Source organism: Sporosarcina sp. P17b, assembly GCF_002743115.1.
In the GTDB taxonomy this organism is placed as follows: domain Bacteria; phylum Bacillota; class Bacilli; order Bacillales_A; family Planococcaceae; genus Sporosarcina; species Sporosarcina ureae_C.
Genome location: NZ_PDYP01000013.1, coordinates 1 through 15,236, shown reverse-complemented (window position 1 = coordinate 15,236; position 15,236 = coordinate 1). Strand labels below are relative to the sequence as shown.

16 protein-coding genes are annotated in these 15,236 nt (G+C 39.7%); 4 read left to right on the top strand and 12 right to left on the bottom strand.

The genetic code is table 11. The features are described 5' to 3' along the window. Position 1 precedes the first annotated feature (1 nt). The 9 genes from CSV76_RS13180 to CSV76_RS13140 form a co-directional block, all read right to left on the bottom strand. Positions 2-472, bottom strand: a complete 471-nt coding sequence (locus CSV76_RS13180; RefSeq protein WP_099625882.1) for a type II secretion system protein — start codon at positions 470-472, stop codon at positions 2-4. A 117-nt stretch (positions 473-589) separates the two neighbouring features. Beyond that, complete coding sequence (locus CSV76_RS13175; RefSeq protein WP_099625881.1) at positions 590-1,801, bottom strand: type II secretion system F family protein; 1,212 nt, start codon at positions 1,799-1,801, stop codon at positions 590-592. 2 nt (positions 1,802-1,803) lie between these two features. Continuing rightward, a complete protein-coding gene (locus tag CSV76_RS13170) occupies positions 1,804-2,841 on the bottom strand; it encodes a type IV pilus twitching motility protein PilT (protein ID WP_099625880.1) in 1,038 nt (345 codons plus the stop codon). A gap of 11 nt (positions 2,842-2,852) precedes the next feature. Continuing rightward, on the bottom strand, positions 2,853-4,520 hold the full coding sequence (locus tag CSV76_RS13165) for a GspE/PulE family protein (protein ID WP_099625879.1): 1,668 nt from the start codon (positions 4,518-4,520) through the stop codon (positions 2,853-2,855). Between the two features lie 16 nt (positions 4,521-4,536). Next, a complete protein-coding gene (locus tag CSV76_RS13160) occupies positions 4,537-6,063 on the bottom strand; it encodes a VanW family protein (RefSeq protein WP_099625878.1) in 1,527 nt (508 codons plus the stop codon). A gap of 38 nt (positions 6,064-6,101) precedes the next feature. Next, positions 6,102-7,853, bottom strand: coding sequence for a hypothetical protein (locus tag CSV76_RS13155; RefSeq protein ID WP_099625877.1), 1,752 nt, complete (start codon positions 7,851-7,853; stop codon positions 6,102-6,104). Between the two features lie 25 nt (positions 7,854-7,878). Continuing rightward, the gene (locus tag CSV76_RS13150) at positions 7,879-8,328 is read right to left on the bottom strand and encodes a prepilin-type N-terminal cleavage/methylation domain-containing protein (protein WP_099625876.1); all 450 of its coding nucleotides are present in this window, start codon (positions 8,326-8,328) and stop codon (positions 7,879-7,881) included. A 10-nt stretch (positions 8,329-8,338) separates the two neighbouring features. Then, positions 8,339-8,776 (bottom strand): type II secretion system protein, encoded by a 438-nt coding sequence (locus tag CSV76_RS13145; protein ID WP_099625875.1) that lies wholly within the window; start codon positions 8,774-8,776, stop codon positions 8,339-8,341. A gap of 107 nt (positions 8,777-8,883) precedes the next feature. After that, entirely contained in the window at positions 8,884-10,095 is a 1,212-nt protein-coding gene (locus CSV76_RS13140; protein WP_099625874.1) for a bifunctional folylpolyglutamate synthase/dihydrofolate synthase, read from the bottom strand. Between the two features lie 59 nt (positions 10,096-10,154). Here CSV76_RS13140 and CSV76_RS13135 point away from each other — a divergent pair, with 59 nt between their 5' ends. From CSV76_RS13135 to CSV76_RS13120, 4 genes are all read left to right on the top strand, one after another. Next, entirely contained in the window at positions 10,155-11,021 is an 867-nt protein-coding gene (locus tag CSV76_RS13135) for an ATP-grasp domain-containing protein (protein ID WP_099625873.1), read from the top strand. Continuing rightward, the gene (locus tag CSV76_RS13130; RefSeq protein ID WP_099625872.1) at positions 11,018-11,803 is read left to right on the top strand and encodes an ATP-grasp domain-containing protein; all 786 of its coding nucleotides are present in this window, start codon (positions 11,018-11,020) and stop codon (positions 11,801-11,803) included. The genes CSV76_RS13135 and CSV76_RS13130 overlap by 4 nt, the downstream gene beginning before the upstream one ends. Positions 11,804-11,805: 2 nt before the next feature. Next, positions 11,806-12,720, top strand: coding sequence for an MBL fold metallo-hydrolase (locus tag CSV76_RS13125; protein ID WP_099625915.1), 915 nt, complete (start codon positions 11,806-11,808; stop codon positions 12,718-12,720). Between the two features lie 157 nt (positions 12,721-12,877). Continuing rightward, positions 12,878-13,462: a helix-turn-helix domain-containing protein gene (locus CSV76_RS13120; RefSeq protein WP_085426423.1), complete on the top strand. Its 585-nt coding sequence runs from the start codon at positions 12,878-12,880 to the stop codon at positions 13,460-13,462. 57 nt (positions 13,463-13,519) lie between these two features. Here CSV76_RS13120 and CSV76_RS13115 read toward each other — a convergent pair whose 3' ends face one another. From CSV76_RS13115 to CSV76_RS13105, 3 genes are all read right to left on the bottom strand, one after another. Beyond that, positions 13,520-14,113, bottom strand: a complete 594-nt coding sequence (locus tag CSV76_RS13115) for a dienelactone hydrolase family protein (protein WP_085428960.1) — start codon at positions 14,111-14,113, stop codon at positions 13,520-13,522. Positions 14,114-14,214: 101 nt separating this feature from the next. Continuing rightward, positions 14,215-14,526: a hypothetical protein gene (locus tag CSV76_RS13110; protein WP_085426424.1), complete on the bottom strand. Its 312-nt coding sequence runs from the start codon at positions 14,524-14,526 to the stop codon at positions 14,215-14,217. A 79-nt stretch (positions 14,527-14,605) separates the two neighbouring features. After that, entirely contained in the window at positions 14,606-15,055 is a 450-nt protein-coding gene (locus CSV76_RS13105) for a hypothetical protein (protein WP_085426425.1), read from the bottom strand. Positions 15,056-15,236 lie beyond the last annotated feature (181 nt).

Sequence of the window (15,236 nt, the reverse complement as noted above, 5' to 3'; positions counted from 1 at the left end):
ATTATTTTTGTTCTGGTGCTGCTGCCGGAGTTGCAGTAATTGTTTTATCTTCTTTTGCACTACCTTTTTTAGTGTCTGCATTAATTGATTCAACAGTAGCTGCTGTAAATATCACTTTTTTTCCACCAGCATATTCTTCTGAGTTACCGCTAATTGATAATTTGTTTTTTTCTTCAGCTTTATCAATACTTACTGCATCTAGTAATTTTCCATTATTATCAAGATAACCACCATCTACAAGTTCTTTAATTGAAACTTTTTTTTCTTTTGGTTGTTCAGCATAATAAAGGTTTCCTGCACTCAAAGCATTCAAAGCATCCGACTTCACCGCATTATACTTTGTATTCTCAATAATATTCCCAATAGCTGGTACTGCGATCGCTGCGATAATCCCCAAAATAACAATAACTGCTAGTAGCTCGACAAGCGTCAAACCTTTTTGATTTAATTTCTTTTGTAGAAACTTCTTCATATGAATTCCTCCTCGTATTTTACGTACTCTATGAATATAGTATATCAGAACTAATAGGATAATAACACTAGTTTAATTGAAAAAAATTTAAATAATACATAACATTTGTTATTTCTGTTACAAACTATCTATCTGCTCGAACATGCTAAACATCGGCATCATGATTGCCAAAACTATAGTCCCGACTATAGCGGCTAAGAATACTATCATCAATGGCTCTATTAAAGCTTTTAAACGGTCTGTAGCGGCTTCAACTTCCTTTTCATAGAAGTCTGCAACTTTCGCTAACATCGAGTCCAAAGAACCAGTTTCCTCCCCTATCGCAATCATATGCGGGATTAAAGGAGGGAATGCCCAGTGGTTCATCATAGGCTCAGTTAAGGACCCACCACGTTCCATAGACGCTCTAGATTCTCCAATAACTCTCGATATTACTTTGTTGTCTACTACTCTTTCAGTCATCGCAAGAGATTGGAGAATGGGGACGGAACTAGAAAACATTGAGCTAAGCGTTCGTGACATCATGGCCAATGAAGATTTCTGTACAATATTACCAAAGATCGGTAGCTTCAATAAAATAGTATCCAGTACGTATTTACCTTGAGGATTATTGCGTATCAAAGTAAGCCCCACAACAAATGCGGCGACGGCCAATATTACGACATACCAGTAGTTCTGCATGAAATCACTTGCTCGCAGCACGAATAATGTAAGCCAAGGCAGTTCTCCACCGATACTATCAAACATCTCTACAAACATCGGTACGACGAATGAAAGCAAGAAAATAACTACGCCAATAGCCAATATCCCAACGACAATTGGATAAGACAATGCCGAAATTACTTTTTGTCTTGAGCGATAGGCTTTTTCAAAGTGATCAGCCAGTTGACCAAGTGACTCATCGACTGTACCGGATACTTCCCCTGCACTGATCATATTTAAGATTAGCGGTTCAAATACTTTAGGGTGTTTACCAAAAGCAATCGATAACGGAGTTCCTGTCCGTAGATCTTCCTGTATAGAAGTTAAGATTTTCCGGAATGATGCCTGCTCCACTTGCATCGCTAAAATCCTCACCGCATCCACAATCGTAACTCCCGCTTGAAGAAGAGTAGAAAATTGACGCAAAAACATAATCAGTTGATCCCGCTTAACTGGACTACCAATCGTTATATCTTTCGTCAAAACTGTTTCCTTTTGTTCAACCAAACTAACTACGCGAATACCTTGGCCTTTCAGCTTAATCGCTGCATCGCGTTTATTCGTAGCCGTTACCGTGCCACGACGAATCGCTTTTGAATCTCGTCCTTCATATGTAAAACGAGCCACGATCAATCATCCCCTTGTAAGAACGGTAATGCTTCTTCGTACGAAATGATTCGCTGTTCCATCAATGTCTTCACAGAGTGATCCATCATGTGCATCCCAGAAGCACGGCTCGTTTGAATCACATTCGGAATCTGATGAATCTTCTCTGAACGAATCAAGTTCGACACGGCTGGATTATTAATCATAATTTCTGTCGCTGCACGTCTTCCTTGCTTATCAATCGTCTGGAACAAACGCTGAGATACAACCGCTTTCAAAACCCCAGCCAACTGAACACGAATTTGCGCTTGCTGACCATGTGGAAATACGTCTATGATTCTATCGATTGTCGAAGCTGCACTCCATGTGTGTAAAGTGGCGAGGACTAAGTGACCGGTTTCTGCAGCGGTGATCGCCGTAGAAATCGTCTCCAAGTCCCGCATCTCCCCTACGAGAATGACGTCTGGATCTTGACGCAAAGCAGCACGTAATCCATCCGCAAACGACAGTGTATCAAAGCCAACTTCTCGCTGATCAATGATTGACGAGCCGTGATTATGCATATACTCAATCGGATCTTCCAACGTAATAATATGCTTTCGCATCGTTTCATTCATATAACGGATCATGGCTGCAAGTGTCGTGGATTTACCAGAACCAGTAGGGCCAGTAACTAAGATCAGTCCTTGTGCAGTATCTGACAAACTCTTCAACGTTGCAGGCATATTCAAGTCATCAATCGTCGGAATCTTTGTCGGAATCGTCCGGAATGCCAATGAAATCGAACCGCGTTGCTGGAATGCGTTGACACGGAAACGAGAAACGCCAGCGATTTCATAGGAATAGTCAATCTGTCCCGCTTCTTTAAATGCCGGAATCATCTTTTCTGGAATCGTCTGATATGCCATTTCCTTTGTATCTTCATCAGTCAAGACCGTTTCGCCAAAACGTTTTAAATCACCATGCACACGGAAGATTGGAGGCACGCCAACAGTCAAGTGAATGTCAGACGCTTTGATAGTAAAAGCTTCAGTAAGTAATTGATCAATTCTTTCGTTCACCGCAAACACTCCTAATCTATTAGGGCCACTCGCAATACTTCCTCAGTAGTTGTAATGCCCTGCTTTACTTTATCTAAACCATCGTCTATCAGGAAAATCGTTTCACTTCTCTCCGCAATTTCACGGAATACAGTAGGTGCAGCATCACGGTTAATCGCATCGCGCATTTCTGCATTGATAATTAATACTTCATGTATCGCAATTCGCCCGCGATAGCCTGTCATATTACATGCTGAGCAACCCGTACCGCGATTAATCGTTTCAATCGTTTTCCCACGTTTGGCGAATATCTCTTTTTCACGATCGGTTGCCTGCTGTATAGTTCCACAATCTCGACAAACCCGACGAATTAATCGTTGAGCCACGATCGCATTAAGTGATGCAGTTAAAAGGAATGGCTCCACTCCCATATCAAGCAAACGTGAAATGGACGCAACCGAGTCATTCGTATGGATTGTGCTCAACACTAAATGCCCTGTTAAAGAAGCTCGAATCGCGATTTCTACAGTCTCTTTATCCCGGATCTCCCCTACCATTACTACGTCAGGATCTTGACGCAAAATAGAACGTAATCCCGTAGCGAATGTTAATCCTACGTTAGAATTCACTTGAATTTGATTAATACCTTCCAATTGATACTCTACTGGATCTTCAATCGTAATAATATTTACTTCTTCGCTATTCAATCGATTCAAAGCGGCATACAACGTAGACGATTTACCTGAACCCGTTGGACCTGATATGAGCACGATACCATTTGGCTTCTCTATCTCTTCAAGGAAACGTTGCAGATTCGTCGGACCAAAACCAAGCTTTGTCATATCATTTAAAGAGCTACTCAAGTCCAAAATACGCATTACAATCTTCTCACCAAAAACTGTTGGCAATGTCGATAACCGTAAATCAATCGGACGAAAATCGATCATCACTTTAATACGTCCATCTTGTGGCATACGAGATTCTGTAATGTTCAAATTCCCCATAATTTTAATCCGCGCAAGCAACATCGACTGCATGTGTTTAGGTAAGACACGTTCAGTCTGCAATTTCCCATCAATTCTAAAACGAATAACGACTTGATGCTCTTGAGGGTCAATATGAATATCACTAGCTTTCATAGAAACAGCACTGGATATAATCTGATTAACGAGCCGCACAATAGGAGAATCGTTATCGACAATATCTTCTTGTTGCTCTAACTGACTAGCTGTCGTTTCAGGTTCTTCAAAAAGTAAATCATCGAATAATTCATCATCATAATAACGTGTAATCGTTCGATTTATATCATCTTTGGACGCAATCGCAGTTTCGATATGGAAACCTGTAGACAATCGTAAATCTTCAATGGTGTTGTAATCCATCGGGTCTGCCATTGCAACGAATAATTTATCTCCGTCCTTCTTCAACGGCACAATCATCTTCTGCTTCGCTAAACCTTTAGGCACGATATTGAACAATTTCGGATCAAACGGATAACGGAACAAATTGACGTGAGGAATTCCAAGCTGGAACTCGAGCACCTCAATCAATTGCTGCTCAGTAATATACCCGCGTTGTAATAGCGCATCTCCAAGTCGTTCATCACGCGTCTTTTCTTTCAACGTAGTCATTAACTGCTCATCCGACAGTAATCCCGACTCTATTAATAAATCCCCAAGACGCTTTCTAGTTGTCGCCATCTGAATCCCCCCTCTATCAATCGATTGGATTACCATTCTTGTCGACTTTAATCAGATTGCCGCCTTTATCGTAATCATATTTCACATCATCTTTTCCACCAGAACCGTTCGAGTTGCTTGAACCATTACCTGAAGAAGAACCATTGTTGCCTGATCCGCTTCCAGTAGATGACCCTGAACCCGTGCTTCCTGATCCTGTATTGCTAGAATTACCATCACTACCCGATCCACTACCAGTAGAAGAGCCTGAATTATTCCCGTTACTAGAATTGCCATCAGGTGAACCAGTACTAGAGTTACCAGAATTAGACGGATTATCCGTTGACCCGTTAGTTGAACTGTTTCCATCGGCATTGCCAGAATTACTATCTACATTACTATCAGGAACTTGTTCTACCACTTTTTCTAAACTATGACGCTCAATAATTGGTTGCGGTGCATAGAAATCGATTGAGACATCTTCAATTTCTTCCAACGAACCATTTAGCATGACATTACGCTTAACTGCCACTTCCATACCCTTCTTACCTTTGTCTACAATCTCTATCGCACCGGCTGATACGAATGCACTGTAACGAATAACTGTTTTAGGATCATATTTTGTAATGCTCTCGACTTCAGTATCATAACGATGAACAAACGGAAGTCCTTCTATAGAAAGCTCCAATTGAGAGCCTGTCCACTTAGTGCGAATCGTGAAGACGGTTTGATTTGGATTGGTGAAAATGAAATCCAAATTAAGCTTGCGGTTAATTGCCGCTTCAAATCCCGGCTCTACACCTAATGGTAACTCCGTGGAAATATTCCGCTCATCCATAACCCAATTCGTCTGCAACGCTGCTTTATATAGAAGAGACGCCATAATCGTCATCTGCAAATCTGTTGCACTAGCAGACTCTTTACCTTCAAGATACTCACGGAATGAAAACGAAGTGTTCGGCTGAATCTCCAATCCATCCAAGTCTTCCATCAATAAACGTAGCCCTTTAGCCAACTCATCTACTTTATATTCAGCAGACGCAATAACTTGCTTCTGCTCATATAGCTCTGGAATGAAATTCGCTATATAGATTTGCTGAGGCATAATTCCGCTCCGCAATTGCACTTCTATTTGCGAAGCAATCTTTTCCACTTCATCTTCATTAAATGTAAGTGAATTAAAGTTTTGTTTCATGACAGTACGTAAACCTTCACGAGAGACACTCGCCACTAATGAATTATCATTACCATTTTTAACTTGGTTCAGTGTAGCGTCAGGATCAAAACTAACAATATCCGCAGGAACATCGACTTGATCATCTTGAACTATAAGTTGAACCAACATATTTTGTTCCAAGCCGGAAAAGTCCATTAGCAACTTTTTCTTCGCTTCCTTTTTAGAATGACCGGATATATCAAATGGCCCTACGTACGTGTGTTTATTGAACTTCTTGAAGTTCGAGAAGAAGCCGTCACCTGCGTAGGCTTGCTGGGCGAATATTGTGGAGATGACTAGTAGTAGAGCACCTAGGGCTAGAATTAATTTGGATTGTTTTGACTTCATATGGGTGATCACCTTTTTCATTCAATTAACTAAGCTTATTAATAAGTTACTTTTTCAAGAACAGGAATGGTTGGTACCCAATTTACCTCACCAGGATTTTGTGGATCTGTAGGATCCACCTGACCAGCCACTCCACATTTAGAAGCGAAATCTGTATCTGAAAGCTTTAAAAATCTATCATTGAACTTTGACTCATGATTTGAAGTGCTTTTATAATACACTTTACTATTCGAATCCATAGTCAAACCATTTGAAATAAAATTATTTACACATATTTCAGAGTTATTAATAGTCATATTATTAGTAGTTTTTATATAATCGGCACTTACGATTGAGCCATTCAAAATAAATGGTGTAGTTATAGTGATACTATTAGCAACTAGTAGGCTATTATTCAAAGTACCACCATTTGTTAAATTCAAATTACCTACGATACTTAAATTTGTCTTAGCTAATTTAAACACCCCGTTAGATTCATACCCACCCAAAACTTTCATATTCACTTTTTCTAAATTCGTAGCATTCGTTGATGTTACCTTTCCACGTACAAAAACATCAGAGTTTGTAGCATCTAGCGGTTTCGATGTATGTACGAAGTTACCGCCTATTTCCAATGTGGCATCTTTTATTGTAGAACCGTTATGAGTGTTAGCATTTCCAGTAATTTTAACATTTGATCCCTCTACATAGAATAGTCCCCCGCCTGTATCAAGTTTTCCAGCTACATCTATGGTTGAGTCTTTAAAACTTACTCCTCCTGAACTATAATTAGTAACGACTGTTAAATCAGTTTCAGTGAAATTAACTTGCCCACTCGTATTATAGCTATTGGTACTTATAATAGATTTTATAACATTTGAAGGACTTTGATAAGCTCCAATCTCACCACCAATAAGTAGCTCTGTACCGAGAATCTCAATTTTTGCCGGCGTGAAATTCTTACGAATGTTTATAATCGCGTTTTTTAAAGTAACAACTCCCCACGAATTTAGAGTCTCACCAACAAACACACTAGACATTTCAATAGTATGACCGGATGCATTTATCCCGGAAGTGTTGCATTGCTGATTCACAATTATATTGTTCGTGGTCTTACAGATCGATGTGGGTCTACCCATTTTCACTACAGCGACTGGAGACGCTGGCTTTTCAGGATTTTTCAACGTCGGCATTGATACTATATTTCCGCTTGGCGGTCTAGTATCAGGTGAATTTCCATTTGGTGAGGATAAAGGCGGAAAATTGAAACTCAACACGAAATCCAAATTTTTCACTTTTCTATCTGTATTGGCACTGCTAGGTAACTCACCTTCAACCGTTCCATTTATTGTGAATAAATTGGCATTACCTGACGTATCCTCGATACAATCTAAGTATATTAATTTGTGATTATATCGATTGAACATTTCTTTTGACAAAACAGACGAATTGGTTTTATTAGGTGACATTTCCTTCATTTTTATTTTTAGTTTTTTTCGGAATTCATCTACAATTCCTTTCCTTATTTCTGTATAATCAGGAGATTCTTTCTGGGCAATAGCTTTATTTACCTCTTTATTAAAAGCTCTTTCAAGTTCATTTTTATCATAGATGGTTTTTAATTCCCATGTATAATACTCTATACCAGATTCTGCGGATACAACGACCAAGTTGTTTTCATCCACAGTCTTCTCTTGTGCAAAGTTACTCAACGCACCTCGCATAAAAACTGCGGTTAAGATTGTAATGAAAACAACTACAAATAAAACAATTATTAGTGCATAACCATTCTCCTTATTATTGTTGAACACCTCCCCAACCCCTTTCATGGAATGATTAATTCGTTTTATATCGAAAAATCGAAATAGGAATAGTTACACTTCTTTTAGTATTCGCGGAATCGCTTATAGTAAATTCACTTATATCTAAGTCATCTGTTGTAGTCTTGATAGGTTCATTAGGCACAACTTTTGCCTCATATTGGAAATTCTCACTAAGGATACCATCATAAATAGAAATATGTGTTTCATTTTCATCTAGACAATTTAATACTCTAACTTCTTGTTCAGTTATAATTAATTCATAAGTGTAACAACTTCTATGCACACGTTGAAGTTCAGAAACAATATAATTTGCTTCTTGCTGTAGCTTTAAAACGGAGGTTTCGGACACATTGAATTGAGTGGCAATAGATACTGTAGTCCAAATGACTCCAGTTACTAATGAAAGAAGGACAAGTGTTGACAATACTTCAACTAATGTCATTCCCTTTTCGTTACTTTTCATGTCAGCCCCCCTACTTCAATTTTGCATAACCAAATGTCTCGCTTATTAATTTGTCCTGCTGTGTAACTTGGATATGGATCTTATATAAATCAGTTACATTACTAGCCTTTTCAGTAATTGTTTTACTGCACATTGGAGATGTTTCATCCCTAGGTAAGCAAGTTAATGCTATTTGATAACCTTCTCTTTCAACTTTATAATAAACCTCTTTTTTAGAATCATCATAATTCACAAGTACATAACTTGATGGTAAATCACCCTCGGAATCTCTAATCTCATTCAGTAGTTTTTTAGCCACATTCATAGTATCCAGCTTCGTCCCTGTCCGATCATTCACATTCACCATCTGAGGAAATATCGTCATAAAGCTTATGAAAACAATCCCAAGAATCGTTAACGAAGCAAGTATCTCAACCAACGTAAAGCCTCTCTCATTTTTCCACCTCATGACATTACACCTTCTCTTTTAACATTTATCATCACATTCTACTACTCCTACTAAAACTAAATACCTTTCTATAAACCTAACAGTCTATAAAACTCATTCTATTAAGCCTATTGTCTCATTAAACTACTTAATAAGTAAAGAGAGCCTACGACTACTTTTATGTATTTTTCCGAACATTTTAACTCAATTTCATTAGAAGTAATTACATTGCTGTGTTGCATAGGACAAACCGCCTGCAAGTCACCCGCTCTTGCAGCCTGCTCATGCGGAAAATCCACAAACGTAAAACTATTAGCTAACGGCGCCAATATCTCTAGCGTCGCTTTATAGTCCTTCGTATTCAACATCCCCACAACCCAGTCCACTTTCTGCCCAGGAAACTGCTCTTCAATCGTCTTCACCAACATACGTGCCGCAGCTGGATTATGCGCTCCGTCGATATAGACGTTTTCAGTAATCTTCTGGAAACGAAATGGCAACGAAACATGCGCAATAGCGTCAGCGACTTTGTCTTGTTTTAAAGGTACACCTGCCAATGATAGTGCTTCTAAAGCCACTGCGTGATTGATCGCTTGATGTGGCCCTTTCATATTTCGAACGGGAATTTCAAAAGTAGACATACCACTAAACGTCTCTGTCTCCCCTGATTTCATTATGAATTCTTCTCCATATGTCCTTACCAAACTTTTATACTTCTTCGCTTCAGCCAGCACAACTTCTTTCGCGTCTTCTGGCAACTCCCCTATGACTACAGGAATATATGGTTTAATGATGCCCGCTTTGTGCGCTGCAATTTTCTCTACGCTGTCTCCAAGAAATCCTGTATGGTCGAGCGCAATTGACGTGATGACCGATACTAAAGGCGTCATGACATTGGTACTGTCGAGTCTTCCGCCCATGCCTGTCTCAATTAATACATAATCAGGGTCCGCGTTACGGAATGCCAAAAAAGCCGCCACTGTCAATAATTCAAAGTCCGTCAGCATGCCGCTCAATCCTGCTGCTTCCATTTCCTCAAACACATACTCGAGCTCTTCTTGTGTAATCGGCTTTCCATTGATTCGAATCTGATCATGTACGTCGAGGATTGCGGGTGAAGAAAATACACCCGTTTCAAATCCATGTGCCTGTAGGATTGCTTCCATTACCGCAATCGTTGAACCTTTACCGTTTGTACCTGCCACATGAATAATCCGTAGCTCCTTCTCGGGATTCAACACACATGCCAATGCCTCTTCTATCGCGTCTAACCCTGGTTTAATCGAGTCATCACTCATAAGTTCAAATTGTTTTTTGTATTCGTCAAGTTTTGGAATCAAAGAAATTCCTCCTGTGCTAAAATTAAGTTATATACAGTATAGCAAAGGTGGCGTCCCGATTGAAAAGTTGTTGGGTTATTTATAATGGTAGTTTGACGAGTGATAAATTCGAGGATCAGGCACGACTTGTGCAAGAAGCGGCAGAACGTGCAGGTGTGACAGCGAAAACCCTGAAAAATTATGAAGTACTGATGGATGTGCAGAACCACATTGCAAATGCACCTGACTTCGTTGTCTTTCTTGATAAAGATACATTGCTTGCAACACATTTGAAAAATTCAGGTATTCCCGTCTTCAATGATCCTGAAGTAATTGAGACGTGTGATAATAAAGCGAAGCAGTATTTGGAGTTGGCAAAACATGGTGTTGCGATGCCGAAGACGATTATCGCACCGAAAGTCTATACGAATTTCACAATTACCGATAGCGGTTATTACGAGCATGTTCTTGAGACACTTGGTTTGCCGATGATTATTAAAGAAGGTCATGGTTCATTCGGTATGAAAGTCTATTTGATTGAGACGAAGGAAGCGTTTGATGAGAAAGTTCATGAACTACGTGGAGTCGATTATGTATTCCAGGAATTTATTGAAAACAGTCGAGGACGGGATCTCCGCGTCAACATCGTGGGCGATCAGATCATTGCAGCTATGTATCGTCACTCGGAGACAGATTTCCGAGCGAATATTACGAACGGCGGTGTGGCTGAAGTTGTAGAATTGACAGCCGCACAGGAAACCCTTGCGATGGAAGCTGCAAAAGCAGTAGGTGCTGAATTTGCGGGAGTCGATCTGTTATTCGGTCCGGATGAACAGCCTGTAGTCTGTGAAGTCAATGGCGCAGCACATATCCGTAATCTCTTGAACGTCACTGGCATTAACGTAGCTGATGCGATGATCGCGTACATATTGGAGAAGATTAAATGAAAGGTGTAGTCTACTATAATGAAGAGGAAGCGAAACGGAATCAGGCGTTTATCGAAGACTTATTGAAAGAAGCGACTAACACCGGTATAGAATTAAAACTGATAACCCAGCCGCCTACTGAACCTCTAGACTTCATTTTATTCCGAGACCGTCATCCTGATTTGTCTTTAGAATTAGAGCAAGCCGGCTATCGCATGTATAACCGAGCGAGTGTTCAAAAGATCGCCAATGATAAATTGCGTACATTTGAGCTCGCAACTTTGCTAGGTATTCCAGCAGTTCCCACATTCAGAGCGGATCGACTTCCACAATTGCCTTTCATATTGAAAACTCGTGGGGGTCATGGTGGAAGCGAAGTGTTTTTATGTGAATCAACGCAACAAGTTGAAGAAGTGTTGAATCAATATAATTCTGACGAGCTAATCGCACAGCCTTTCATTGAATCCAATGCAACTGACGTCCGTGTATTTATGCTCGGCAACGAAGTTCTTGGAGCTGTGAAACGAACAGGTGCAGAGGATTCATTCAAATCTAATTACGCATTAGGCGGTACAATCGAAAAGTTTACTTTGAACGATTCTCAAACGAAACAAGTCCAAAAGATTTCCCAGGCAATTTCAAGCGATTATATCGGTATTGATTTCATACTTCCTACTGAAGGCGGTTGGTTGCTCAATGAAATTGAAGATCCTGTCGGTGCACGCTCTCTGTATCAAACACATGACTTTTCAGTCGCAAAGAAATTACTCGACTATATTAGTAAACAACTGGGTGATATATGATGATACGAAAACGCTATACGAATTTAGATGATGTAGACACACATAAGACTCTCCGCGAAATGATTCGCTGGCAGAAGGAACGCAGCGAGAATAAGAAAGATTTACGCGTCGTGATCGAGCAAGCACCTTCTAAAGAAACAGAAAAACTTTCTATCAATCGATCAGAGACATCGATCACTTGGATTGGGCACTCGACTTTTTTAATTCAGATCAATGGGCTGAATATACTTACTGATCCGGTATGGGCGAAGCGTATGGGATTTCAGAATCGATTGACTGAACCTGGTATTTCTCTTAAAGAGTTACCGGCGATCGACGTCGTATTCATTTCTCACGGCCATTATGATCATCTGGATTTCGCAACGATCAGACGTCTAAAAGGCAATCCTACATATTTTGTTCCAGTTGGATTGAGCAGCAAGTTTAAGATACGTGGATATAAAAAAGTGATTGAAGCGGAATGGTTTGATTCATTTGTGCTTGAGTGCATGACGTTCACGTTCGTACCCGCACAGCACTGGACGAAACGTACATTGACGGACACGAATACTTCTCACTGGGGTGGCTGGATCATCGAAAGTGAACATCATGCCATTTACTTCGTTGGGGATACAGGATACTTCCGTGGATTCCAAGAAATAGCGAAACGTTTTACTATTGATACGGTACTTATACCGATTGGCGCGTATGAGCCCGAATGGTTTATGAAGGAAAGTCACTTAACTCCTGAAGATGCGGTGAAAGGATTTTTAGAAGTAGCGGCCACGACATTCATTCCGATGCATTACGGAGCGTACCACTTGGCAGATGACACGGGTCCAGAAGCGATTGAACGACTGGAAGCGGAGTGGAATAAATTGCAGTTGGATGAAGATCGATTGAAGAAATTACTTATTGGTGAGACATTGTGGATCTGATAAAAAAGAGGCTATCGCAGAACGTCATTTTCCAATGATTCTCTGCGGTAGCTTCTTTTTAGTTGAGGAATGATCCATACTATATAAACTCCACGGAGCGTTTGTTGAAACGAAAGCTGTCTACCCCTATGATTAATATAGAGCAGGAGGGAAAACGATGGGTACAAATAAGGTCGGTGAATTAATTTATAAAGTCCGTAAAGAAAAAGGACTTACACAGAAACAACTGGCTGATCAAATGAACATTTCAGATCGGACCATCTCCAAATGGGAGCGTGGATATGGTTATCCTGATGTCTCGCTACTATCTGATTTATCCGGACTATTAGGCGTCAACATAGAAAATATCTTGGAAGGTGATTTGCTTTCCAATGAATTCATAGGAGGAAATATGAAAAAATCTAAGTACTTTGTCTGTCCATCATGCAATAATATCGTCATGGCAACGGGCGATATTACAATATCTTGCTGCGGCAGAAAACTGGAAGCTCTTGAAGCAAAGAAAGCAATAGATGAAGAAAAATTAACTATAGAAGAAATGGACAATGAACGATTTATTTCAAGTGTTCATCCGATGACAAAAGATCATTATATTTCGTTTATCGCATTCGCCACGGGTGACCAAGTCCAAATCATCAAACAATATCCTGAGTGGAACTTCCAAACAAGACTACCTATACGAAAGCACGGCACATTGCTATGGTACGATACAAAACTCGGTTTTTATTATCAATTGATCTAAGCGAAAATAGACGGCAAAAAAGCACTTCCATCAACGAAGTGCTTTTTTTATGATTTTTTAATTGGCTCTAAAAAATTCTACTGTTTTCATAAATGTAATCTGAGCTAACGCTTTATCATATTCGGTAGCATACGGATCACAAAATCCATGCTGCGCATCAAAAACTTCTATTTCCACATTCGGTTTGTCTAATTTCACTACCATTTCATTCACATCAAACGACTTCTCGGCGCTAGGAAAATAAAGCAATGTCGGACACGTCGGCTGAATCTCCACATAATCTCGAATACGTGATCCATAATATCCGACGATTCCATCTACATCCTTTTCCTCACTGCACGACCAAGCAACTGTAGCCCCTACACTAAATCCTAGGATGAATATTTTCGAGTATTGTTCTTTCATACCCTTCACTAACTCTATTACTTTCTCCGCGCTGTCATCGAAGCCCGCGTATGCCATGAAGTTCTTATAAGCCATTCCTTCTTCAATATAATCGAAAGGGATTACTTGCGGTAATAGATTCGGACAAACTACATCAAAGTTTTGCCTAGACAGTGATTCACATATATCTTGTATAAATAGGTTGATTCCGTATATTTCATGGAGGACAATAACACAACTCGAAGAACCCGTCTGTATTTTCAACATGTCGCTCAAGATGCGCGTTTACCTAAAGTAACCGATTCAATGATCAGAACCGCCACCAAAGCAGATACTACTTTTTTCATCATATCGTATACCTCATTTCTTTACATCTCTTCTTTGCTACCATAAAATTCATAAGCGAAATATCCACCTAATAAACCTAATGACGCGCCTAAACTAAACGCAAAGCCTAACGTTATTGGAGAAATCATACTAATAAGCAAACCAAGTATACAACCAATCAACATGCCAAGCGGTATCAAACTGTCCAGTAATGTCTGGGCGCTCGTCGACTTTTTCTTAGCCAAAGCCCCTTGTTTCATTTTATTGTCTAAACGTCTAATGACAAACACCACAATCAGGCCCGCTATTATAATAGGAAGTACAATGCCGAAAATATCTATGATCGTTTGCATACAAGTAGCCCCTTTCTTAAAACGAAACAAATAATTATATTATGTAAAGTATATGGTTTTTCTTCTATACATCTACTTGCTACTCTATTAGCACGTTCCCTACATATTCTACTGTTCCGCTATCCGCGAGAAGATGCAAAACGATAATGTATTCACCTTTTTCTTCAGGCATTGAAAACACTTCGCCATCTACTTCTATATCGGTCTTGATGTCATTTTTAAGAACATAAGCACTAAGCTTCTTAATAGCGAAATCTTGACTCACAAACACGACGCTCACTTCTTGTGCTGCACCATACACTAAAGTTTTCTCTTCTTTTGCGACAGCGAATATATCATCTGTTTTCTTAGTATACAATTGATCTGAATCCCATTCGATATTTACCGCAGCAAGCTTTTCTGTTCCAAGATAGTCTGTGGTATTCATCAGCGTAACATCTGGCGGTGTAAAATCATATTTTTCACCAAGGCAAGCGCTGAATAAAAACGCAGAACATATTACGAAGGCCAACAAGTAGACTGATTTCATAGAACACCTCCATATTAAACACAATTAATCTGTAATCAATATTCGGTGGCCAATTGTACAATCAAGTTAGCCACCTAAATCCAAACAAAAAAATGCCACTATAAAATTCGTGTATCATTGAAGTTGCGAGACTAACAATGAGAGGAAGTTTTATAGTGGCACAACTTGAGAGTACCATACA

Coding starts and splice junctions, on each gene's coding strand:
- CSV76_RS13180 (WP_099625882.1), bottom strand. CDS start 472: ATGAAGAAGTTTCTACAAAAGAAATTAAATCAAAAAGGTTTGACGCTT.
- CSV76_RS13165 (WP_099625879.1), bottom strand. CDS start 4,520: ATGGCGACAACTAGAAAGCGTCTTGGGGATTTATTAATAGAGTCGGGA.
- CSV76_RS13160 (WP_099625878.1), bottom strand. CDS start 6,063: ATGAAGTCAAAACAATCCAAATTAATTCTAGCCCTAGGTGCTCTACTA.
- CSV76_RS13150 (WP_099625876.1), bottom strand. CDS start 8,328: ATGAAAAGTAACGAAAAGGGAATGACATTAGTTGAAGTATTGTCAACA.
- CSV76_RS13145 (WP_099625875.1), bottom strand. CDS start 8,776: ATGAGGTGGAAAAATGAGAGAGGCTTTACGTTGGTTGAGATACTTGCT.
- CSV76_RS13130 (WP_099625872.1), top strand. CDS start 11,018: ATGAAAGGTGTAGTCTACTATAATGAAGAGGAAGCGAAACGGAATCAG.
- CSV76_RS13120 (WP_085426423.1), top strand. CDS start 12,878: ATGGGTACAAATAAGGTCGGTGAATTAATTTATAAAGTCCGTAAAGAA.
- CSV76_RS13115 (WP_085428960.1), bottom strand. CDS start 14,113: ATGTTGAAAATACAGACGGGTTCTTCGAGTTGTGTTATTGTCCTCCAT.
- CSV76_RS13110 (WP_085426424.1), bottom strand. CDS start 14,526: ATGCAAACGATCATAGATATTTTCGGCATTGTACTTCCTATTATAATA.
- CSV76_RS13105 (WP_085426425.1), bottom strand. CDS start 15,055: ATGAAATCAGTCTACTTGTTGGCCTTCGTAATATGTTCTGCGTTTTTA.